The sequence below is a fragment of the Vibrio sp. D431a genome (genome assembly GCF_030248655.1).
GTDB classification, from domain to species: domain Bacteria; phylum Pseudomonadota; class Gammaproteobacteria; order Enterobacterales; family Vibrionaceae; genus Vibrio; species Vibrio alginolyticus.
In genome coordinates this window covers 408,385-432,784 of record NZ_JAHGAP010000015.1, presented here as the reverse complement: position 1 = coordinate 432,784, position 24,400 = coordinate 408,385, and the positions used below count along the sequence as shown (strand labels likewise).

The following is a 24,400-nucleotide window of genomic DNA, read 5'->3' as shown; positions in this document are numbered from 1 at the left end:
GAAGTGATCGTTGTACTACCTAACTCCGCCGCTGCGGACTGCAGATCTTTATCGAATTCTAGCGTTACCGTCACGCTTTGGCCGATGGCTTGTTGCTCAGGCGTAAACGTCGCGTTAGTCAGCGTTGGCAGAGACTGCGCGAGTGTAAAGCTCTGGCTTTCACTCACTTCAATGCCCGCTGAGTTCGTCCCCGTCACCATCACAGTATAAGTACCATTGGTTTGGTGACTCATGTCCATTGCGTCACTGATCCAAGTGCCACCGGCTTGTACTGTTGCACTGCCGCTTTTTACTACCGTCACGCTGCCTTGTGCTTTCACTTCAAGACGCAGGGACTGACCGTCAAAACGTGTCGACGTACCTTCGAATTGTAGCGTGGCGGCATGCGTTTCATCCACATTGCCCACTGGCGTGATGGCTAAGGTCGGCGTGATCGGTAATTCGTGAGCAGTATTATCCTCACCTACGTTGCCAGTCAAATCTTTAAATTGACTAACAACCAAGTCGACACTTAACAGCGCGGTGCTCGGAACTTGTACATCACCAACCCAGACCTTTTTATCTGCCGTTGCTGATAGAGAACTAATGCGATTGCCGCCAAGCGTAGCGGTCGCCTCTTGGATCTCTTTATCAAACTCAAGCGATACATTCACGCTTTGACCCACACTCTGATGCTCGGGGTTAAATGTCACATTGGTCAGTTTTGGTAAGGTTCCTTCAACCGCGATACTTAAACTGCTTCCTTTTCCAGGAATGGTGTTGATACTTTGGTAGCTATCATCCTCTACCTGTATTGTTATGTTTTTATCTTGCTTTTCTGGACTGATGTAATTAACCGTCCACGTAACGTTGTCTGAAGTGGACCACGTATCTTGCTTTAACGTTCCTGTTGCACCGTTATCACTAGCGACAAGGTGGACATCTGAGATATCAAAGTTAGTAACTTCTTCTGTAAAGTTAAACGTAAGTGTAATCTCTTCGCCTCCAAAAAGAGGGGCGCTTGAAGCAGTAGATATACTTAGCCCGGGAACGGTTGCAGCTTCCACATGTGCGTCAATAGAACTCTCGTTCTTATTATCCACTTTGTCTGTTGCTGCCACCGTGATCGTATGATCGCCTTTCGGTAACAAATAGCTTATGACATAGGGCCCCGCTTCGGTTGTCGGCTCAGTAATCGCTTGAGGAGCCACAGTGCTGCCACTACTCACCGCTTTTGACGTGACGAGATTTAAATTTTTATCTGTAATGTATGCACTAATTTCTAGTTGATACTTATCGTTTGTCGGCACCTTAGAGGTTTGATTAGCACTTAAGCCCGAAATACTTGGAGCGTCATAATCAACAATAGATTCGATAACCTTTCCATCATAACTTTTGCCTAGTAATTCAAAGCTTGTATTCTCTCTTCCAACTGAGTCCGTCACCGTCACCTTAAGGGTATATGACCCTTGGTTATCGACGGCAAAGTTCATCATTCCATTACCACTAGATGAGATAACATCACCTGAGTAACGCAAGGAATCACCGAGGCTTGAAATAAGCTCCACAGAATATTGTGAAGCTTTCACTCTTTCTCCTTCCACAGTAGATACCGTAAACGGCTGGCTCGCCTTGGTAAAAAACAGTTTCCCACCCTGCAAACTCGTAATCCCATCGAAATCAATCGTGACTTTAGGAACACTAATATCAATGACTTTTCTGATGTCTGAATATAGCCCAACACTATCTGTCGCTTTGATATCAACCGTGATTGAACCACGCCCCTCTAACTGAGATTTCGGTAGTTCAAAGTACGTAGATGAACCATTCCCATCCTCTACTCTTTCTTCTTGATAACTCGGGTTTAAAACCGAGTAGTTTACTTTTGCGAGGCTGCTACCAGTGTCCGTTATGTCAAAACGAAAACGAACATTATCAGGATTTGTTGGCGATTCGGTTACGATAATCTCATCGCCAACACTTGGAGGTGTGTTGTCAACTTTAATATCAACGGTCGCTTCACCGACTCTCGACCACACATCCGTTGCAGTAATCGTTGTCCTGATCGTTTTTCCATCCGCATCGCTAGGAAGTTCACTTGTAAATGTTGAACACTTGTAGGTTGGATCATCTGCACACACCTCTAATTGTGCAAACTTCTCCGGATTATCTTTATAGTTGTAGGATTCCGTTCCAAATCTGGCCATCACATTGTCTAGCCTAGAGTTTTCATACAGCTTAATTCTGAACTTGGCGACAAGCTGCTGACCATTAATGGTTGTGTTTCCAACCGGATCAGTAATTTCAACGACTACCGAACCTTTAGGTAATTCAAGCAATAGATCGTGCTCTGGCGTCAAGTTTCCTGCTAAATCAGATAAGTTCTTGATTTTGTATTCTTGAGTTGTACTCAGGCCATCAATAATATCGGCATAGGATTCAGAATACGTACACTTGATATTTCCAACACCTTTGGCACAAGTCGTTGGTGTATAAGCTTTGTTGCCAAGATTACGAACCAACTTTGGATATTCATCTGAACTTTCGGTATTCACGCCTGATAAAGCATCATTAAAAGAGAGCTCAAATGTGAGCATCTTCTTCTTCAAAGCTTCATCAAACCAAACATCACTTCCTTTAAAACTGTATGAGTTACCATCTACGACTGTCGGTGCATCAATATCCACCATCGAGAAATTGAACTTGTTGATCGTTTCACGCCCATTTGTACCCAAGGTTTTAGTGATCAAAGTAACAGGTGCTTTCGTCATGTTTTGCCCAACATTGACACTACAACTGTAAGGTTCTTGCGATACGTTGATAACACCAGAAGTTGGTTGCTCATTAGTTGGTGGCGCATCCAGAGAGTTGTATTCTTCACGAACCCAACACTCTAACGTTTTGGCTTTGACCGCACTCAATGTAGTAAAGGTGACATCAAGAACACCATCAGATAAGTAATTTTGGAAGTCCAGCGGGCTTTCAACTGTTAGAACCACGCCTTCACGCTGTACGCTAAAGGTTTGGTTTACTTTTCCAACCTTTCGGTCTTTTTCATCAAGGTAACGAACTTTGTTATAAACTTTGATATCAAGTTCATAATTACCATCTTTGGCAATTTGTGTAGAAAGCAACGTTGCAGTCCAAGTGCCATCTGCGGTTTCTGAGAACGTAAAGTTAGTCCCGTTTTGCTCTCCAGAGAACCTATACGTTGAGTCAATTCGATCAACGCCACTATCATCAACAATATCAAGCGTAAGTACGATATTCCCATCTTGATAGATGGTGTTGTTTGTAATTGGCGTTCCATCCGTGTAACTCATCGCCAGCGTCACCTGCGGGATGGAGTTGTACACTTTGACGGTAAAATCTTGCTCATCACTGGTTAAGGTTGTGTTGCCACGAACATCAGACCCTTTTAAACGAATCTTGTGTGTACCCGTACCTAAATCACCAAGGCTCACTTTGAGATCCTCATTGATTTTTGTACCGGGAGAGCCAGGTAATGGTTCCAGATCGCTAAACGTCCAATACTCTAGGCTTTCTCTATTTACGCCATTAATTGAAACATCACCGTTAGCATTTAGGTCTAGCGCCGTTAGGTCAAAGACATAGTTACCTAAGTAGTAGTCATTCGCATTGAAACCACTTAATCCTAATGTTGGCCCATCACGATCAAGAATAACCTTGTGCGTGTTAGAACTAGACTCAAAACCATATATATCGGTTGCTTTTACATACAATGACGTTGTTTTTTCATCTTCAGAAATGTCTATTTTATCTGTGTCACTCTTGATAAGAGACATGACAAACTCTTTAGATGAATCCGTTGGCACAATTGTCTTAATTGGCGAATCTTTACCACTTTGATACAGCGAGACTTGCTCAAGGTCTGAATCGTCTATTACGGATTTAAATCGCACATTGAACTCACGCCCTATGACATAGTTCTCTTTAGACAATGTGTCTTCAACCCAAGGCGTGTTTAGGATGATTTCAGGGCCTTTGTTATCGACTTGGAAGGTAAATTTCCCTGTTGTACTAACATTGGCAGGGTAAGCGTTGTCCGTCGCAGTGACGTAAAACTCATTCCATTCATCGTAATCAAATGCTTTTGAAACCAGTTGGACTTTGACGTCAGGCTGTTCACCAACTAGGTATGGTACGTCACACTCCTCTGTTAGAGGGTCACAGCTTTCTAATGTCAGAGCCTGACCAGATCCGCGGCGCAAATCTATTTTTACGTTATTGCCAGAGCTTAACGTCCCCCAATCAATGACAGGTGTCCATTGGTTATTACCGCCTAAACGGCTTTGAACCTGCTCGCTTTTTACAATAGGAGCTTCAGAGTCGATACGAATATTGAATCTCGGAGCGGTGCTAGTTAACTCTGAAACGGAGTTACCTAAGTTGTCCTCTGCTGCGGCAACAACTAACCAATCTCCATCACCAGGATAAATCGTAGAGCCTTGATTTGAACAAATCTCGCCCGTACATAGTTTGACTTTAAACGCGTCTTTTGAGTTAGTTGCAAAGTTTTCTGGTGTGTATGTTACTTTTTCACCGGTTTGCTGGTAGAAAACAAGGCTCCTCGAGGCAAGCTTATCACCAACAATATCCTCAACCTTGAAGGTTAATTCATGAGTATTGTTCGCATTTAAATAAATACCGTTTTCTACAGGTTTACCATCGACATCATTCGGTGGAAGATAACTGGCCTTAGGGAAATCGTTATCAATAAACACCGATTCTATAAACGGAGATTTACCATTATAACCATACGCATTGCCATGTGGGTCCATAGCACTGGTCTCCACGGCAAACTCTATAATGTCTTTTAGTTCACTAGACTGGGAGTTGAGGGTGAAGAAGTACTCTTTTCGATAAGCATTGCTGCTGCCTGAGTTTTCTACGATGTTGATGTCCAGTGGTATTTCAATATTTGGCTCATTAGCTTGATACCACATCGTGCTAAACTTCGGGCCGTAAGCGTCGGTTCCTACAATACCAGAAGGATCGTCTAGGACAATTTTAGAAACAACCTCGCCAGCGATATAAAGCCTATTACCAACCATCGTCTCTCTACCGCTTTCAATGGTTAATTTTGGCTGCGGAGGCAAGGTATCGATACTACTACCCTCTGTATCAAAAATGTTCTTACCATTTAAGTCAGGATTAGCCATCGAAATATCATCAGCATAGAGCTGCGCGATATTGGTCTCAATACCGTATTTGCTCGCCATGATTTCATAATACGATTGCGCCAGGTCTTTTCGGTAAGTTTCAGCGCCAAACGTGTAAGAATCGAGCGTAACTTGACTTCCTCCGGCCCCTATACCATTTGCTTTTCCATCGTAGCTAAAATCATCGTAAATAGCAGATGCAAAATCTAATGAGTTATTTCTTGGCATTCTCTCGGCAATACTATCAATTGCTTCAACAAGGAATCGGTGTAGATAGTCATTTGATGGCTTGTCTGGAATCGCTTTAGTCGTAAGCATTTCATTGGTTGCATAAGACACAACCGTTGGATCAAACCCAAAGAATGAGTTGTTATTCGTACCTGATAACGCGTAGCGCACCTCATCAAGAATTTGAATCGCACGTTCTGAAGTTTTCTCTCCCGCTGTCACTTGATCCCACTGGAAATCAAACAAACCAGTCTGATATGTCGATAGTTCAGTAATATAGTAAGTTTGAGAACCTTTGAGCTTAAAATACACACCAATATTGGCCTTGTTTAAGTCAACCGTTACTTTCTTGGTCCCTGGATCTCTTTTCCATTGGTAATAGTATGGCTCACTACCTTCGATACCAATTAAACGAACACGCATGAAATCATAATTCACTACGTCAGTTGTGGTTTCACAGCTCGCTACGTCAAGAGCCATAGACTGGTCACTTTCCAGTTGCTGGATAGTGGTACAACTTGCAAGTGAAGTGAATTCACCACTTGGGCTCAACCCTTCAAGTTGAGCTCGCGCACCAATAAATGGTGTCACCACTTTTATGGTTGGTAGGTCAAAGCTACTTCTAAAATATACTTCTCTTGGAGTGCTTTCGTTATCAGACTCATCGACGGTTTGAATGACTAACTTTTGACTACTGTTTTCTGATACCGATTTAAAGCTGTCACCCAAAATATCTCTTACAAACGGAATGTAATAAATGACATCCTCAACTCGCCCATTGCTATCTAACACCGTTTCGTGCGGAATTTTCGCGATGTAATCGTCATCGGATGCGGTTGTGTCAATAACTTGCTGAAGTGAGTAGTTGTTATCGTTGTTTTGGCTTACGTAGTACTTGACGACGAGCTTTAGTTTATTAGCGTTGGAGCCTAAAACCGTATCGGTATTTACGTCTGATACTTTCACACGAACATAAGGGATTTTATTCTCTTTCAATAAATTAGCGTTGAAGTTACTAAAATCTATCCCTTTTAATGAGCTCTGAATCCCTAAACTTGCGTACGCATAGTCAATCTTCAGGAAATCGCGGCTTGCTTGAACATTGTCTGGGGTGTACGTATCTTGAGAGTAGATACCATCGTAAGTGGTTCGTTCACCATCTAAACCCACATTTACGTACGTCATTGACGTACCTTCAGGATAGGTTATCGTCTGTGCTGGCGCTTGATCGTCACGACTTACTGCATGCTGCGCAGAGCCCGTATTGCCTTTGCTATCCTTCGCTCGAACCTCAAAGACCGTCGTAGATAGGAATTCATCAGTTGGGTAAGCCTTACTAAACTCACAAGCATTTCCAGACTCTACAGTGACAGGAGAACATGTGACGCCCTCATGTAAGCCATCTTTAAATGAAATACTGACCGAACTAATCTCTTGCGAGCTTTCTTTTACAACTCCTTTCAGAACGTATTCTTTAAGTTGGTTATTAATTGCACTCGCCGATGTAATATCGATAACAGGCGCATCGTTATCCCATTCAAAGTTGATATGAAGACCCGAATGGCTGCCTGGAATTAACTCATTACCCAGTACATCCGCTGTATACAAGACTAACCGTGCTGCTGTTACGTTTGAGAGCCCTGTGGCAGGGTTCATATCTACACTATCGATCTCTTTGGTATTAATGTTAACTTTAACGTTGGTCTCTCGAAGGCCAACTTCAAAATCATCAAATTCAACCGAACAGAATGTGCTTCCAAAATCTTGTATGTCGTTACATTGAAATTCACCAGACCACGAGCCATTAATCTGATACTGAATAAAGGCGGATACGTCTTCTACACCGATATCATCAACAATTTTTAGGTCAACTTTATCGGTGCCTGCAAGTACATCACGGTCAATGCGTGTCACGATAGGCGCTGTGGTATCAATCTCCGTCCCATCTCGCGGTGGAATGACGCCATCTGTACTGCCATATGTACCTAAGTCATTAAGCTTCTTACTAAAGTCGACATAGTCGGCAGCATCAGTACCAGAAATATTGATACTTGGGTCGTTTACCACGATCAAAACGTGCTGAGATAAGTCACGTGTGTAAACGTCGCTGTTTATCTTTTTCTGTCCAAAGCTGAGGGGAGTCACTGCTCCTGAAGTCTGGCTCACTTCAAGACCATCAAGAACACCATCTGCAATAACATCCCGATATTGGATGTCAGCGAAATGCATTGAAGTGTAGACGTTATCGCTGTTGCCGTATTTTTTTATAAGATCGTAAGAGTAAGACGAGTATGCAGTTAATAAAGCGCCGTATTGATGCCCAGCACTAGCAAAACTGCTTTGCCCACCTTTGGTTATATCAATAGGTTTGGTCTCATTTACGTCAAAACCATACATGCTATTGATACTATCCAAAGCGGTTGAAAAGGCACTCTCATCTGTGGCCCCCTGAGAAATTTTGTACTTTGCCAAGCCTGCTGCCAAGTTCGACAGCGGAGTAAGCATTAACTTTTGCTCACTCCCCTCTTTAAAGTTCACAACACCTTCAAATTTAAGTGTCTTCGCATTACTCACAGATACCGTTTCATTTGTAAACGGATCGGTATAACTCCCCTCTTTTGCAACAACAAAAAGAGGCATTGACGACGATTCAAACTCTAGCAGATAGTTTCCGAAGGCATCAGACGTCGTGTTAGCCAACTTCCGACCTAAGTTTCCATTTTTGAACTCGAAAACCTCAATCTTGGCGCCATTGACTGGGGCGTCAAACACCATACCGGAAATGCTTCCTTTGCTTCTAGCTGGAGGTGTGTTGTCTCCTCCATCACCACCACCACATGCACTCAATAAAAGAGATGTAAGCGTAAGACCTAATGTTAATTTCAGCGTATTTTTAGCGAACATAGTAATTTGGCAAAATATATTTTTCCGAGATTATATTATTGAAAAATATTTTCTCAACGTGACATTAACACCAACAAAATAGGCATAAACACCAAGCCAACCGTCACTTTGACTGAATTATTAAAATTATTTTTACATCCTATAATCATTAACTTAGTTAAAACAGAGGAATTACTCATGCTTTAATGCTAGTTTTTATTTAAAATATTATACTCTACGCACAACTGTCAGTATTGATAAACCAACAAAACTAATGACTATTTTAATAATAAAAAGGAGTGTGCAAGCTCCTACCGTAGCCCTTATCACTACTGCGTTAATCATATTGATTAGCGTATCGCTTTCTCACTACTTCCTCACTCCTGTGGATAGGCTACCTACCATCAAGCCTTTAGAATTCGAAAGTGAGAATGTGCAGCCATCAATTAAAAAGAAGACTCGTAGGCAAAAAATCACTATCGGTGTTGTTGAATACTCTTTTGTCGCTTCATTATTAAAATCAGGAGTGAGTCAAAAAGAGATCAACTTGCTATTAGCACTTATCAAAAGCAAGTTTAATATTATTGACTCTATTAAAAGAGGTGATAACTTTATCTTAAGAACTAAATTAAATAGTAAAAATGAAACTTACATTAGTTCTTTTTACTATTTAGGCAGTAAAACTGATTTATTTATTATCAATGATGGTCACGGTAACGTATTTGATGAGCATGGTGTGTCGATAAATAATCAGTTCATGTTTTCTTCACCCTTTGATAAAAACTACAGAGTGAGCTCTGACTATGACTTAAAGCGAACACATCCAGTGACCAATATAACGACTCCGCACTTAGGCACTGATTATGCCACACCTGTAGGTACACCGATTCGTAGTATTGCTGATGGCATCGTTTTAAAGTCCCGCTACAACCGTTTTGCTGGCAACTATATTAATATCCGCCACACAAATGGCTCTGTATCACGCTACCTACACTTATCTCAGCGCAACGTCCATGTTGGTGAGAAGATCAGCCGAGGACAAGTGATAGGGAAAACGGGTAACACAGGAAGAACAACAGGGCCGCATTTACATCTTGAACTGCACATCAATGGTGTTCCGATTGATTACGAGCGATACATTCAAAGGCACCCAAACACTGACGTAAATATAGAAATGCTGATTGCAGCGAGAAAAGAAAAAGCAGAGTTAACAGCGGAATGGCAACGGTATGAGCAGTCAAATAGGTAACAACAGCCACTTCGATTCGCTCTTTCTTCATTTATCTGAAGCGAGTCCTCGTAACCCTCTGAGCGCTTCGTAGTCTGTCGCACTAACCAATTTCAGGATCAAAAAGAGCCGCTACATGCGGCTCTTAATAATTATAGTTTCCCGATATTCCATCGGTTTCCCCTTTACCAAACACGTTGTCCTCTTGTTCTTGAACGCAAGTGGTGCGCGCCATTATCATATTCACATAAAAAATCAATAAAAGAATAAAATGATTACTCATTGTATTGGTTAGATATTTAATACAAAGAGGCCCAACAATGGCCTCTTTCTGATTTTTTAAATGGTGACGTTGTCATGATACTGAATGGTTTCTATCATATTCAGCGCTTGCCTTTCTCAGCCCTTCTAAATCGTCTGAACATAAAAATCTCTTCAGGCTGTCGATTTTCTTATCAGGCCAATCATATATCCTAAGAGCAAGCAGTTCGTCTATCGTCTCTCGAGAAAAGCGATATTTGACATGCTTAGCTGGTGAACCCGCAACCATGCTGTAAGGCTCAACATCTTTCGTCACCACACTGTTTGCCGCAACGATTGCTCCTTCTCCGATAGTCACACCCGGCATTATCATGGATCGCATACCGAGCCAGGCGCCATCGCCAATATGAGTATCTCCTTTCCCGACGTACGCTTCTTCAATAAAGTCCATAAATGGGTACAAGGAGAACCAATCAGCTCTATGTGTACTGTTTCCCCCCATAACAATCACAACTTCCGCTGCAATACAGACAAAATCACCTATATGTAACTTATCAATCTTCCATTTTGGTTCCCAATCTCGGCTGAACTCATCGCCTTGTAGATATCTTACAACAGACTCTTCAAAACCGGCGTCCCAACAATCACTGTAATAACTATGTTTACCTTTAATCGTTATATTTGGGTTCGTAACAACTTCATGTAGCAAAGTCACCTTAGACCAATGCTTAGTTTTCATGAATACTCCTATAAATACTATCGAATAAAACACTGCAGATAGTATGTATCTAAATAAACTCTAATAATTACGTAGTGCCTATTACCACTAAAATTCACTTCACCACTGAGCTAATAATATGGTAAGCAGCCTCTACTCTTTCGGCATTAGGGTAGTTTTTATTCGCTAGAATCACTATGCCTATTTTTTCAGAGGGTACATACGCGACATATGCCCCAAAGCCACCTGTTGAGCCCGTTTTGTTATACCAAATGTCTCGACCGAGAGTACCGGATTCACTTGCTTGAACCGGTTTAGCGTTGAGAATTACGTCGCTGGAGTTACCTTTCAATAATTGTGAAAGTGAGACGGGATAATCATAACCTTCCCACCCTACTGCTTGCGTAAATGTATCGGTATTAAAATACTTAATGTGAGTTTGCTCTAGCGCATTCTCCATATCATTATTCAGTTGCGCTTGCCCCATATTTGCTTCGATATATTGAAGCATATCTGAGCTCGTTGATTTAATACCATAGGCTTGCGCATCAAGAATACCTGGATTAACTCTAACGGGGTTTCCCTCAGAACTATAACCAAAAGCATAGTTATTAAGCTTATCCTTTGGTACATCGACAAAGGTATTGGTCATACCGAGCTCAGGCAGGATGACGGTTTCCATCATTTCCGTATAGTCTGACTTCATACTCAAGGCACCGATGTAGCCAAATAGACCAATACTAGGGTTTGAGTACTTCCTCTTAGTACCGGCTTCGTACTCCGGTTTCCACGTTTTGTAGTACTGCATCATTTCAGCGTCGTTCGTTACTTCGCTAGGAAATTGCAATGGTAGACCACCCGCAGTGTAGGTGGCGACATGAACTAGCTTGGTATTACCCAGAGCACTATTCTCTAATTCTGGAATATAATCTTTGACCTTGTCATCCATGTCTAGCTTACCTTTTTCTTGGGCATACCCAGTCAAAGTAGCGGCAAAAGTTTTACTGATAGAACCGAGTTCAAAAATTGTGTCGTTGGTGACTAAACTCCCCTTACTTTCGTCAGCAAAACCGTAATTGTAAAAATAACGCTTGCCATCAATCGTTACTGCAACAGCCAACCCCGGAATGTCGTATTCGTTTATTAATCCTTTAGCGCAATCATCAACTACGCTCTTTAATTGACTGCTAACCGTTAACTCCGTTTTCGCAAACGTGACGAAAGAAGTGAGCGATAAAATGGCCAGCAAGGCATTGTTTAACTTCATTGAACCCTCAATTTTTTAATTTTAACTTATAATTAATTTCTAGTTTATTCCAAGGCTTTTAACTTTTTATATAAAAGTAATCCTGACTTGAAGAACTCCAATCGTTAACCCTCGATGAATAACACTGTGTCTTCAAATTTTTAGTGCGATATAAACAGGTCTAAACCTGATCACCGTTGATAGGTAGGCCGGTTAGATACGAATGTAAGTAACATCCGTTTCCAAAATGGGGAAATAGTGTACTCATTACGCTTTCTCCATATCACGATAACGGTATACTAGGTAGATATACTTGGTATATACAGATCCACATCCTCACAACGCTTTAGAACCACTTTTCAACGTCTACAGAGAAAACGATGCCATTTTCACTACACTTCGAAACTGGAAAAGTCACCAGCCAACAGCTTTATTCCGAGATATACCAAGGGATATTAGAAGGCAGATTACGATCAAATGAGAGATTACCGTCAACCCGCATGCTGTCGAAAAAGTTAGGCATAGCAAGAAACACTGTCATTTCGGTGTATGAGCGACTTCAGTTCGAGGGGTGGATAGTAAAAAAGGCAGGGTCTGGCACGTACGTAAGTAATGCTCTAGAACAAACGATGGATCAAGATAAGAGACCAATAAAACACTACCAACTAGGGGTGTTTGGCACTAACGCAGCGAAGAAGCCAGAGATCATCGCACCAAAGAATCTAGACTATGACTTCACTTTAGGCGTTCCTGATCATCAGAGAATAGCAAAGCATATTTGGCGACACTCAAGACTGAGTAGGCTCAATGCATTAACTCCAGAGTTTGCACATGGTGGTGATTTGCAAGGGTTAGCTTGTTTACGAGAGTCTATCTGCGAGTATGTGAGACACTCGAGAGGCGTAATCTGTGACCCTGAAGACATCATCATTACGCAAGGGTGCCAGCAGGCAATAATGACGACTCTCCTTACATTACTCTCTCCCGGGGATCTCGTGTCGACGGAAGATCCAGGATATCCTGTTTTTCGAAATCAAGCTCGATTACTTGGCGCGCAAATAGGCTCCGTGCCGATGGACGACCAAGGTGTTGTCGTTGAATCAATCCCTTCTAATGCCAAAATTATTTATACAACGCCTAGTCATCAGTTCCCTTTAGGCTTTAGCTACTCAGCTGACAGGAAGTTAGAACTGCTGAGATGGGCAGAAGTTAATAACGCAATCATTATCGAAGATGATTATGATTCGGAATATCACTATCTCAATACCAGTAAGAAAGCTCTCAAGTCACAAGACAAAAATGACTGCGTCGTTATGATAGGCAGTTTCTCTAAAATACTATTTCCCGGCATACGCATTGGCTATATGATTCCGCCAAAGTCTTTAATAGAGCCAATTTCAAATATGTTATGGCACTTGGGAAGAAGTACATCTGTAGTGTCTCAAATCCTACTTGACGAATTCATGCGTGACGGTCATTTCTCTCACCATTTACTCAATATGAATAAAATCTACAGCGAAAGGTATAATAAGCTAACTCAATTAATTGACAACATAGATTGCTTACAACGTATTCCAAGCCAAGGTGGATTGCATATAGCAGCTGAAGTATCGGGATGCGCGACACAAATGATGAATAAATTTGCTTCATCAAATGTAGCGGTTTACCCATCATCGCATTTTTCTATCAACAATCATTCTAATGCCCTCTTATTTGGATTTGGCATTATTCCTACCCAAAAAATAGAAAAAGCATTTGATATTATTCAATCAATATTGGATTAAAACAGATATAAAATTATCGTTTTGCTCGGTATCAATTTATCGTCGCAGTTATCAGCATCAGGGCGACAGCCAGCGTGGAACGCTTTTCAACCCAATAAGGGTTCAATACGAACTGTGTCGCTCTGACACGCTTGGTTTGGCTTCAGCCCCAACACTATATTTCTTCGCCTGTAAACGTACTAGGTTCAAAGTAAAGCGACGTATCACGCTGACATTTGCAGCACTACCAACAACCCTATTGCGTAAATCATCTTCTTTTAAGTTAAGTTCACATCGAGCATTCAATGAACCTTATTTTTCTAATATCGAACCGTAAGTTCTGTTTAACACTCTATCAAAACACTATCTTTCGCTAGATGTTAAAGAAGAAAAGACTTCAAGGTAATTAAGGATTTGTTATAGACTATTGACCTACATAATAAAGAGCACAATCACGACATTAATCTCCAGTGATTTACCATACCGCTTCATGAGCAATTGGGATATAAATTATCGAAAAATACCAAACCATAAGTTAATACGCTGCTAACGGCTCAAAAAAATAACGAAGTTGTAGCGCAATTATATCAACATCATTTTCATGTAAAAAATAACGAGCGCCTTGGACACCGATCTCCCAATTATCTGAGAAGTTGTAGCCAACTTCTGCACCAATATATCCATCAAAACCATCCACTTCCGTCGTTATCTTGCTGCCTTGATACGTACTTTCAATATCGGTTTCCCAGAACAAGCCCCCCAAACTCAGTTTTGCGGACCATGAATTGTATTGCCAGAACTTATAACCGATGTCGAAGCCCATGCCCTTAACAAGGAGTGGTGCTATCGATGCGACATTGGCGTGATAGTCTTCTGGTGAAGTAGTAGCACTACGCAATGTAGCACTACCTTCACCCATATCAATATAACGAATAGTTCCAGACCATTGCTCAGAAAAAGTATATCCAAACCCGACAGAGCGATAGAGCCCGGTGTTGTCAGTAGAGATTACGTTATCACCTTTAACAGCATCACGCTCATCTGCATGGCTTGACCCCATTTGAACATCAACATACCAACCCGCTTGACTACTAAAACTAAACACAGCAATTAGTGCTAAAGCACTGTTTCTTCCATAACGTTGCATGGCTCCTAACAAAATCAAAAGCATCAACACTATGCCACCCAATGATCCTGCTGAAGTATTTTCAACCTTTACATCTCTTACCAACTTAACGGTCACTATAACTTTCCCCGCGTCTTGCAGGCCTTGGCTATCCTGAATGATATATGTCAACACATCATTGCCTTCAAACCCTGAGGTAGGGGTATAGGTCACGCTCTGATCTGCATTCATGACCGACTGCCCATACTGCGCTTGGACTGAAACCAACTTCAATGTGTCGTTATCCGGATCGGTATCGTTAGCAAGGACATAAACCGTGACAGGGGTACGATCATCGGTGGTAATATTATCGTCCACCGCATTCGGATTCTGACTGTTTACCACATTTACCGTCACCTTCGCCGATCCCGTTCCACCATTACCATCCGTTACGCTATAAGTGATCAAAGCCTCCCCGTAGTACTGTGGTTGAGTGACATAACTTAGTTTGTTATCAACCACACTAACACTACCAATATCTACAGAAGCGCGACTTACCTTCAGCCCATCACCATCAGCATCGGTATCATTGCTCAATACATCGATCGTCACCGTACCATTGAGACTAACAAACGCATTGTCGTCAATCGCTTGAGGGAGTGTATTATTGCTTACACGAGCGGCAACGACGCCAGGGTCAACGACACTGCCATTAGCCAATCCGTCATCATCGTTCGGGCCACCGTCTTCAATGGTAAGTTGTACACACCAGTCACCTTCAGTCAGACCCTGTGACCATGAACTGTGCCCTGGTGGCGGACAATAACCAGCCTCGCCAGCACTAGAAGAAACTGTGTTTTGAGCATCCTCAATAAAGTCTACCCACCCCTGTTCAGCATTATACTTTCGGTACACTGCATTTGCTGGAACAGGTAAACGCTGAGGCATAACTAATTGATAGCTTTGACCGGGAAGCGGCAAATTAGTTACTACAAAATCAAAGATTCCCCCTATGCTCTTCATATTGATATCTTTAGGAAGCTCCTCATCCAGCAATAAAGCTCCTCCTGTTGCGTTAGTCAGAATGGTTATTCCTTTGCGTAAACAGACACCTGGCTGCCCCTCAATGAGGAAGCGATCTTTTTCTGACACAACCTGTTGAATTACGTTACAGTCAGAAATTGCATCAAGATAATCAGGGATACCATCACCATCACTATCATTATGACCTTCTTGATCATCCGGGATTAAGTCGCCATCACTGTCTTCACTCCCGAGCTCCGCCAATGTTTGTACCACTTCTAAATAGACATTCCGTGTCACTGATAATGGTGGAGTGCCATTGTCAGTAACTGTCAATTGCAAATTGTAAATCGCTGAACTCAGTAATTGCGGAGAGAAAGTCAATGTTTCGCTGTACATCTGCCCCGCAATCGCTTGGTTAAGTACATCGCTATCACTACTCCATCTGAAACTGTGTATATCGGACATATTGGCATCACTAACACTGCTCGTGATTGTGACCGGTTCAACACCATTTTCAATTTGTCTCCGCTGCTCCCCCGCCTGAGATACACTTACCGTGACCTTCGGAGCCACATTCTCTTCAAAGATTGTCAAGGTGTAACGACGCTTACTACCTAGATTAAGGGTGCTGTCCAGATCAATCACTAAGGTTTCAACGCCCTCATTTTGTCCATCATTAAGTAGTTCGAACGAAAGTTTGCCTTCGGTACCACTAGGTATCACCACTTCACCAGAGGTGAGCGTGTGGTCATCACTGTCCGTGCTTCCTGAAACCGTATAAGGTATGATTACTGGGTAGCTCGGCGAAGGACCGTTAAGGTGTATCGATACGCTATGATTGGTGCCTTCCGTGGTTTGCGCATCTTTGGAGATACTTATCAGTGGATACACTGTTACCGTTTGACTAGCTTCAGCGACGTTTCCATCAGAGTCTTGAGTGCGCCAATAGACCGTATTAGTTCCAGGTCGGAAAAAGGTCGTGCTGTCGACCAATGAAACAGGTAATAGCTTGCCTGTACTATCTCGTGCCACAGCAGAGCCTAATGCAACTTTAGTAAAGAGCGAAGTTGCGTTCACTTCGATATCTGAAGGTGCGGCTATTGTTGGTGCGTCCAATTTCGCACTTTTAATTGTCACGATTGCTTTCGCGGTGGCCTTTCCACCGTTACCATCTTTCACACTGTATTGCACTGCCACTGTACCAATTGAGGTCGTTACCAATTGGATTTGACTGCCCACAATCGTTGCCGTTCCAGATGTAGGTTTAACCCATTCCAGTTGTAATGTATCTAGATCAACATCGCTGTCGTTGCTGAGTACATCCAATAAGTAGCTACCATCGTTACTCTCGGTAAAGACATAGGTATCATTAACCGCCACTGGCTCATCATTAACGTTGATTACCGTGATGCTAAACGCTGCTAAAGATGTGCTTAGCTCACCGTCTGAGACACTAATAACAATATTATTGGTGCTGCCAACATGCTCATTTTCCGGCGTACCACTTAGCAACCCAGTTGCTCTATCAAAGGTTGCCCATGATGGTTTATTGCGGATTGAAAAGCTCAAGCTACTACTATCAACATCCGATGCCTGCAGTGCAAAGCGATACGTACTGCCTTCGTTGACGGTAAGAGCAGGAGTGCCACTGATCATCGGCGCGTCATTGACATTGTTAACCACAATACTGAATCTATTGAGCATTGTTGTCGTGAGACCATCAGAAACCGAGATAACAATGCCCTGATATTTGCCAACATCACCATTATCTGGAGTACCACTGAGCGTGCCTGTTGATGCATCAAAGCTAGCCCAAGATGGCTTGTTCACGATACTGAAGGTGAAGGCTTGGCTGTCAACATCTGACACTTGTGGCGTGAACAAATAGGTGCTGTCTTCATTCACTTGTGTTGCTGGTGAGCCAGAGATAACGGGTGCATCGTTAACGTTATTCACAGTAATCGAAAACGCTGACAATGAGGAAGAAATAGTGCTATCGGATACGCTAATCACGATATCTGGATAAGTCCCCACATAACGGTTACTTGGCGTGCCAGAAAGCGCTCCTGTTGTATTGTCAAATGTAGCCCAAGGTGGCTTGTTAGCTATCAAGTAGGTCAGAGTATCCGCTGGGTCATTATCCAATGCGGCGGGCACAAACTGATACACACTATCTTCATCCACTTGCGCCGATGGAGTACCCGTAATCACTGGCGAGTCATTAACGTTATTCACTGTGATGGTCACTAACGCCACTACAGAGGTAAGCTCTCCGTCACTTACGCTGTAAGTGAAACTGTCCTGACCAAAGAAGTTACTGTTACCCGTATAAACCGCGTGATTGCCTGTGACGGTAACATTACCGTTGACTGGCGATTTTACAATTTGATAGCTCAAAGATGAGCCTTCTGCATCGTTACCATTTAAAGTAATGGTCAGCGGTATTTCTTCCTCTCCCGTAGCACTGATATCGGTGGCGGTTGGTGTATCGTTGACTGCATTAACCGTCAAATCGACACGAACCTCTGTCGAGTCGAGATCACCGTCGTTGACCTTGAACAAGAAGAAGTCGGAGCCATTGAAGTCCGCTTCTGGTGTATAGCGCCAACTATTATTGGTCAACTGCTCTAGCACGCCATGACTGACTTGCTCAGTGATAAGATACTGCAGAGTGTCATCATCGTTATCAATATCTGAACCAACCAGCGTGATCACCAAACTATTGTCTTCATCAAGCGTTTGTGACTGTGCTTGCGCCATTGGTGCGTCGTTGACTGGTGTTACTGTCATGGTCACTGTTGCGGCGTTAGATACAGCACCTGCTAAGTCTGCCACCGTATAGGTGAAGCTATCTTCACCGAAGTAGTTCTCATTGGGGTTGTAAACAATCGCTCCTGACGCCGTCACGTTCACACTGCCATGTGCTGGCGTATCGACGACTGTGACACTAGTGAGTTCAAAACTGTCTCCAACATCGGCATCACTATCATTGCCTAATACATTGACCTCGAAGGAGCCTCCCTCTAGTAGTTGTGCACTGTTATCAACAGCAACGGGGGCATCATTCACTGGCGTAATATTGAGCGTGACGGTTGCAGGCACTGAGACTGCTTGACCACTATCGGTTAGCATGTAGGTAAAGCTATGTTGACCATTAACGTTCGCTGTTGGCACAATCTTTAAGGTCCCATCGACATTGACACTGACCGTGGCAAAACTGTATACCCCCTCTCCTTGACCAAGATCTTGCAGGGTAATACTACTCGGGGTGAATGACCCATCTTCAATATCACTGTCGTTACTTAAAATATCGAGTGTCGATGTGATATCTTCATCAAAAGTAAAACTGTCTTCCTCCGCTACTGGTGAGTCATTGACGGAACCGATATTGACGCTGACCGTGGCCGCAAGAGAAACGCCGCCTTCACTGTCTGCGATCGTGTAAGTAAAGCTATCGCTACCATTTTCATTCGGATTCGGCGTATATACAAAAGTGCCTACAGTTTGATCAATGGCTACTTGTCCTTTTTGAGGCAAACTAACTAACGATAAATCACCCGTTGGGATGCCATCTTCAACATCCTCCGCTTGACTACGCGCGCTGACTACTGCGCTTGCGGTATCTTCGTCGGTGTTGATGGTCAGCGCTTTAGCGACTGGCGCATCATTTATAGCCATGATAGTGACGGTCACTGTCGCCTCTTGCGACTCCTGCAGCAGGGCATCTTTCACGGTATAGGTAAAGCTATCTGTGCCTGTCTCATTATTATTTGGCGTATAGGTAACAACGCCGTTGCTGATCGACACCTGACCTTTAATTGGTTGCGTTTTAATCGTTGTAGAAGAAGCGACCATGTCATCATTAACATCGGAATCGTTGGCTAACAGATTAAATTGTTTCGCCGTATCTTCCTCAGTCGAGAAGCTATCATCAACTACCGTTGGCGCGACATCGTAGCGTTTGGTCACAGTATCCGTCACTGCATCAGATGCGTTGCCTGCGGCATCGGTTACCACCACGCTTACTGTCAACGTCCCCTCTTGCAAAATAGTGACGTCAATGCCCGTTACTTGCATGGTCTCCGAAGAAATTGTTTGACTAGCGCCGTCAATGGTCGTGGTACCGTCGGTCACGCTATAAGTGAACATCGCGTTCACTTCAGCTGCTGCGAAGGTAAAGCTCATCGCCTGTTCGTTGGTTTTGTTAATGCTCTCCTGATCAATGCTGATGCTATGTCCAGTCGGGATCCCCGTATCCACTGAGATCAACAACTGAGTCGCTGCTGTATTGAGGTTGCCAGCTGCGTCGCTAAATTTCTCGGCTGCAACATCAATAGTTGCATCCTCAGTGCTTTCTTCTGCAGGTGTAAAGGTAGCCGTGTAACTGGCGCTACTGCCCGCAAAGTTAGAAAGAGTTCCTCCAGCCACGGTCACATCGGCTTCGGAAAAATCAGTTGCGGCTTCACTCAAGGTAAACGTGAGTGTTGCCGTTTCACCCGCTTTCAACGCAGCGCTGGAGCTAGTGATACTAACGGTTGGAAGCACAGTATCGACGCTGATGGAAAGTGGTGTAGCTGCACTATTGGTGTTACCAGAGGCATCGGTAAATGTGCCTGTGGCAACTTCAATAGTACCGCTCGTCGCACTCTCTTCCGTTGGTGTAAAGGTCGCAGTGTAGCTGCTACCACTGCCAGCAAAACCAGACAAAGTACCGCCACTAACCGTGATATCCGCCTCGGTAAAATCGCTCGACGCTTCACTTAAGGTAAAGGTAATGGTCGCCGTTTCGTCCGCTTTCAGCGCCAATTTATCACTGGAGATAGTCACACTCGGCACTAAACTATCAACGGTTATAGACAGTTGAGACGCAGCAGTGTTGCTATTCCCGGCAGCATCGGTAAAGAAATCTGCCGCCACGTTAATCGTCGCTGTACTTGTACTGTCTCTATCCGGCGTAAAGGTGGCCGTGTAATTGTCACCGCTGCCCGCAAAGTTAGACAAACTGCCGCCAGTGACGGTGACATCTGACTCAGTAAAGTCACTTGAGGACTCACTTAAGGTGAACGTGATACTCGCCGTTTCGCCAGAGATCAAATCAAGGTCTGAGCTGCTCAAAGAAACAGTTGGCCTCACGTTATCTAACGTAATTGTTGTGCTATCTATACTGGAGGTGTTGCCCGCCGCATCGCTCTGGCTCGCCGCGAACGTCAGGGTGCCGTTGTTAAACGCACTTACATCAAACTCACTGCCAATAGTCGTCCAAGCCCCGGTATTGTCGGCCGTCACCGTACGACTGACTGAGTTGTTATTGTCCGTGATGGTCACGGTCACACTATTGCCAGCCTCCGCGCCGGAGCCAGCAATCAGCACATCATTGTCTTCTGCCGCATTGACGATACCGTCGATTGCAATCGGCGTGGAAATGGTAACAGCGGATGGCGCTGCGTTATCTAGGGTTACGCTCTGGGTGGCTACGGTGGAGATATTACCTGCTATATCAGCTTGGGTTGCAGACACAGTCAGGGTGCCATTGCTCAAGCCACTGATATCCAGCTCGCTGCCGCTCAACGTCCAGTTGCCTGAGTTGTCGGTCGTCACCGTACGACTGACAGAGCTGTTGTTATCCGTGATAGTCACGGTCACGCTGTTGCCTGCTTCCGCGCCGGAGCCAGCAATCAACACATCGTTATCTTCCACTGCATTAACAATACCATCGGTTTCAATCGGTGTAGTGATGGTCACAGCTGATGGTGCGGCGTTATCTAAGGTAATGCTCTGGGTGGTCACTCTGGAGGTATTACCCGCCGTATCCGATTGCGTCACAGCAACTATGAGTGTGCCGTTGTTCAGGCCACTGACATCAAGCTCACTGCCGCTCAACGTCCAGCTGCCTGAGTTGTCGGCCGTCACCGTACGGCTGACAGAGCTGTTATTGTCCGTGATAGTCACGGTCACGCTATTGCCTGCTTCCGCACTGAAGCCAGCGATCAGTACGTCGTTGTCTTCTGCCGCATTGACGACCCCATCAGTTTCAATCGGCGTATTGATGATTACAGCAGATGGGTCTGCATTGTCCAGAGTAATACTCTGGGTGGCTGCGGTAGAAGTATTACCTGCTATATCTGCTTGGGTTGCAGACACAGTCAGGGTGCCGTTGTTAAACGCACTTACATCAAGCTCACTGCCGCTCAACGTCCAGTTGCCTGAGTTATCGGCCGTCACCGTACGACTGACAGAACTGTTATTGTCCGTGATAGTCACGGTCACGCTGTTGCCTACTTCCGCGCCGGAGCCAGCAATCAGTACGTCGTTGTCTTCTGCCGCATTGACAATACCATCGGTTTCAATCGGCGTGGTGATGGTCACTGCTGATGGGGCTGCATTGTCTAGGGTAACACTCTGGCTAGCTGCGGTGGAGATATTACCTGCTATATCTGCTTGGGTTGCAGACACCGTCAGGGTGCCATTGTTCAGGCCACTGACATCCAGCTCGCTGCCGCTCAGCGTCCAGTTGCCTGAGTTGTCGGCCGTCACCGTACGACTGACAGAGCTGTTATTGTCTGTGATAGTCACGGTCACGCTGTTGCCTGCTTCCGCGCCGGAGCCAGCGATCAACACATCGTTGTCTTCTGCAGCGTTGACGATACTGTCAGCCTCAATCGGCGTGGTAATGCTCACTACGGATGGTGCTATTGTATCAATGGTGACACTTAACGCGTTGGATGCCGAGCTAACATTATCATCGCTATCAGACGCTTTAGCACTTATTGCATGTGTAATACCAGACGCCAACTCATTGGTTGTTATCTGCCAGTTTCCTCCAGTAGCAGTGCCTGTGCCAATAACCGTTGCACCTCCACCGACTTGATCACTGTATAAAGTAACGATCGATCCACTCTCAGAAGTCCCACTAAACGTTGGTGTAGTGTCACTGGTAATATTATCAGTATTTAATGGCCCGGTATCCGAACTAGCATCTAAATCGGGTGTAGATGGCGCATTTGGCGTGGTATCGACTGTCGTAAAGTTAAATGTGGCATCATCGCTGATCCCAGCGAAGCTATTATTTGCGCTGTCAGCCACGGCACTGGATTCAATATGAATGGCGTAGGTCCGGTTCCCTGCCAGATCACTGGTTGGGTTTAAGTAAACTTTATTGTTGGTAACACTGATGCGACCAGCGCCTGGTGATGTTGTTTTGCCATCGCTTTCGGTGGCAACATTAAATACTTCAAAGTCGCGACTGTCGGTAACATTACGAATGGTAATATTGCCGCTCTTCAGCTCAATATTTTCATCGAAGGCAATCTCGATGTTGTTGCTAACAGAAACATTGGTTGCATCATCAGTGGGGGTTGAGCTCGCACTGACAAAAGTAGGCGCGGTAGAGTCTGAAACCGCAGCGTCATCAATCTTGATACTTCTGATAAGATAACGAGAGTCAGCACCCGGACTTCGGGTAAACGCCATAGTCACTGTATCAACGTCCTGCCATGCCGAATCATTAAAATCTGTACCACGGGTCAGGGTAAACAAGTCCTGTAACCCTGAGTTTGCTTCACCACCTTTTGGCAAGGTGACAGTTTCGGTCACTGTTTGAGTATCATTAGAGAAGCCAGTTAACACAAGTTGATACGTTTTATCTGAGTCTCGCGCCGACCCCTGCATAAAGGTAATTTCGTCGAAACTGAAGTTAGTACTTGATTTCTCAAAAAAGCGGAAGCCACGATTGTTGAACTCATTAATCATGGTATTTGAGTAAAGAACACCAGCTACAAATCCGAGGTCATTTAGGCCAGTAAACGGAGTGCTATCAGTGCTATTGCCGGCATCTAATACCATAGACACAGCACCTGCATTGGTAAGAGTGACCGAGGGCATACCCCCAGTGACGCCGGTCTCCACCTCACTAAAACTGGAACCTGAACCATTAGAGTAGTTAATCGTTTGCTGTGCAGCCCAGGCTTCACCGGAAAAAAACGCTGAGGACACCCATGCTGTTGTAATTGCGATCGCTACCTGACGACGTAATCTCATTTTCCTCTCCTGAAGATGACGGCCTTATCAACATAGCCGGGTTATCATAATCAACTTAAATGTTTAATTTTTTTATAGGAAAGGATTAGCGATAGTTTCAGCCAATTCTTTCTTGGTTGATTAGCTGCGTGGTGGGTATACTCCCGCAGTGGCAATTAACCAATTAATCGGCAATACCGGGCTCAAAATATTAAGTGGCATTGAACCGCCTGTTTCAGTCACAGCTACAGTACCTCCGCCCGAGCCACCACCAGACACACTTAAGCCTTCGATCTCGGTCAAATCTGGTTGCTGAAACGTCGGTTTATAGAACCCGGGGGTAGAGTTTTGCGCTATATACGAATTACTATCGGGTACCTGTGTATTTGCAGCATTGGTAGCAACCTTCATCCTGCCTGTTACAGGTGCAGAAGTGCCAAGAGGGGTAAAAATTGCCGTATGTAAGTGTGCTGGCATTTGAGTTATATCAATAGTTACCAGTTCAGTACCCAATCTTTCTCCCTGATGATAATCCATCCCCCCAGGTCGTGTGCCTACACCAACTGGACTGCGGCCACGCAAATCAGGTAAACCAAAGGTAGTTCGGGCGTCACCTCCGTATAGAGTGCTAACTAGAGAGAAGAGCGCTGGATTATCTTCAATTGCCTGCATTTGCCCCGAGCACATTGCCCAATTTCTAATTGCAAAATTGCCACCAAATGCGGTTAGTGTCCCAAGATACGGTTCTGTAGCCATACTGTTCT

The 24,400-nt window shown here is 44.1% G+C and carries 7 protein-coding genes; 2 read left to right on the top strand and 5 right to left on the bottom strand.

What is annotated here, in order from left to right:
• On the bottom strand, positions 1–8,294 hold an 8,294-nt coding region (locus tag KJB35_RS14895), incomplete at its 3' end, for a hypothetical protein (protein ID WP_285469440.1).
• A 253-nt stretch (positions 8,295–8,547) separates the two neighbouring features.
• On the opposite strand from KJB35_RS14895, the gene KJB35_RS14890 reads away from it, so the two are divergent.
• On the top strand, positions 8,548–9,522 hold the full coding sequence (locus KJB35_RS14890) for a peptidoglycan DD-metalloendopeptidase family protein (RefSeq protein WP_170890168.1): 975 nt from the start codon (positions 8,548–8,550) through the stop codon (positions 9,520–9,522).
• Between the two features lie 334 nt (positions 9,523–9,856).
• Here KJB35_RS14890 and KJB35_RS14885 read toward each other — a convergent pair whose 3' ends face one another.
• Both KJB35_RS14885 and ampC read right to left on the bottom strand, forming a co-directional pair.
• Positions 9,857–10,501 carry a CatB-related O-acetyltransferase gene (locus KJB35_RS14885; protein ID WP_017635780.1) on the bottom strand — a complete coding sequence of 215 codons (645 nt, stop codon included), beginning with the start codon at positions 10,499–10,501 and terminating at the stop codon, positions 9,857–9,859.
• Between the two features lie 94 nt (positions 10,502–10,595).
• The gene (ampC, locus tag KJB35_RS14880; protein ID WP_064369345.1) at positions 10,596–11,747 is read right to left on the bottom strand and encodes a class C beta-lactamase; all 1,152 of its coding nucleotides are present in this window, start codon (positions 11,745–11,747) and stop codon (positions 10,596–10,598) included.
• 359 nt (positions 11,748–12,106) lie between these two features.
• On the opposite strand from ampC, the gene KJB35_RS14875 reads away from it, so the two are divergent.
• Positions 12,107–13,510, top strand: coding sequence for a PLP-dependent aminotransferase family protein (locus KJB35_RS14875; protein WP_213879807.1), 1,404 nt, complete (start codon positions 12,107–12,109; stop codon positions 13,508–13,510).
• Positions 13,511–14,024: 514 nt separating this feature from the next.
• On the opposite strand, the gene KJB35_RS14870 is transcribed toward KJB35_RS14875, so the two are convergent.
• Both KJB35_RS14870 and KJB35_RS14865 read right to left on the bottom strand, forming a co-directional pair.
• Entirely contained in the window at positions 14,025–23,657 is a 9,633-nt protein-coding gene (locus KJB35_RS14870; RefSeq protein ID WP_285357126.1) for an Ig-like domain-containing protein, read from the bottom strand.
• Between the two features lie 120 nt (positions 23,658–23,777).
• Positions 23,778–24,392 carry a phage tail protein gene (locus KJB35_RS14865; RefSeq protein WP_054576103.1) on the bottom strand — a complete coding sequence of 205 codons (615 nt, stop codon included), beginning with the start codon at positions 24,390–24,392 and terminating at the stop codon, positions 23,778–23,780.
• Between the last annotated feature and the right edge of the window lie 8 nt (positions 24,393–24,400).

What these genes read in the sequence shown, in the direction of transcription:
- KJB35_RS14890 (WP_170890168.1), top strand. Translation starts at nt 8,548, where the DNA reads ATGACTATTTTAATAATAAAAAGGAGTGTGCAAGCTCCTACCGTAGCC.
- KJB35_RS14885 (WP_017635780.1), bottom strand. Translation starts at nt 10,501, where the DNA reads ATGAAAACTAAGCATTGGTCTAAGGTGACTTTGCTACATGAAGTTGTT.
- KJB35_RS14865 (WP_054576103.1), bottom strand. Translation starts at nt 24,392, where the DNA reads ATGGCTACAGAACCGTATCTTGGGACACTAACCGCATTTGGTGGCAAT.
- KJB35_RS14870 (WP_285357126.1), bottom strand. Translation starts at nt 23,657, where the DNA reads ATGAGATTACGTCGTCAGGTAGCGATCGCAATTACAACAGCATGGGTG.
- ampC (WP_064369345.1), bottom strand. Translation starts at nt 11,747, where the DNA reads ATGAAGTTAAACAATGCCTTGCTGGCCATTTTATCGCTCACTTCTTTC.
- KJB35_RS14875 (WP_213879807.1), top strand. Translation starts at nt 12,107, where the DNA reads ATGCCATTTTCACTACACTTCGAAACTGGAAAAGTCACCAGCCAACAG.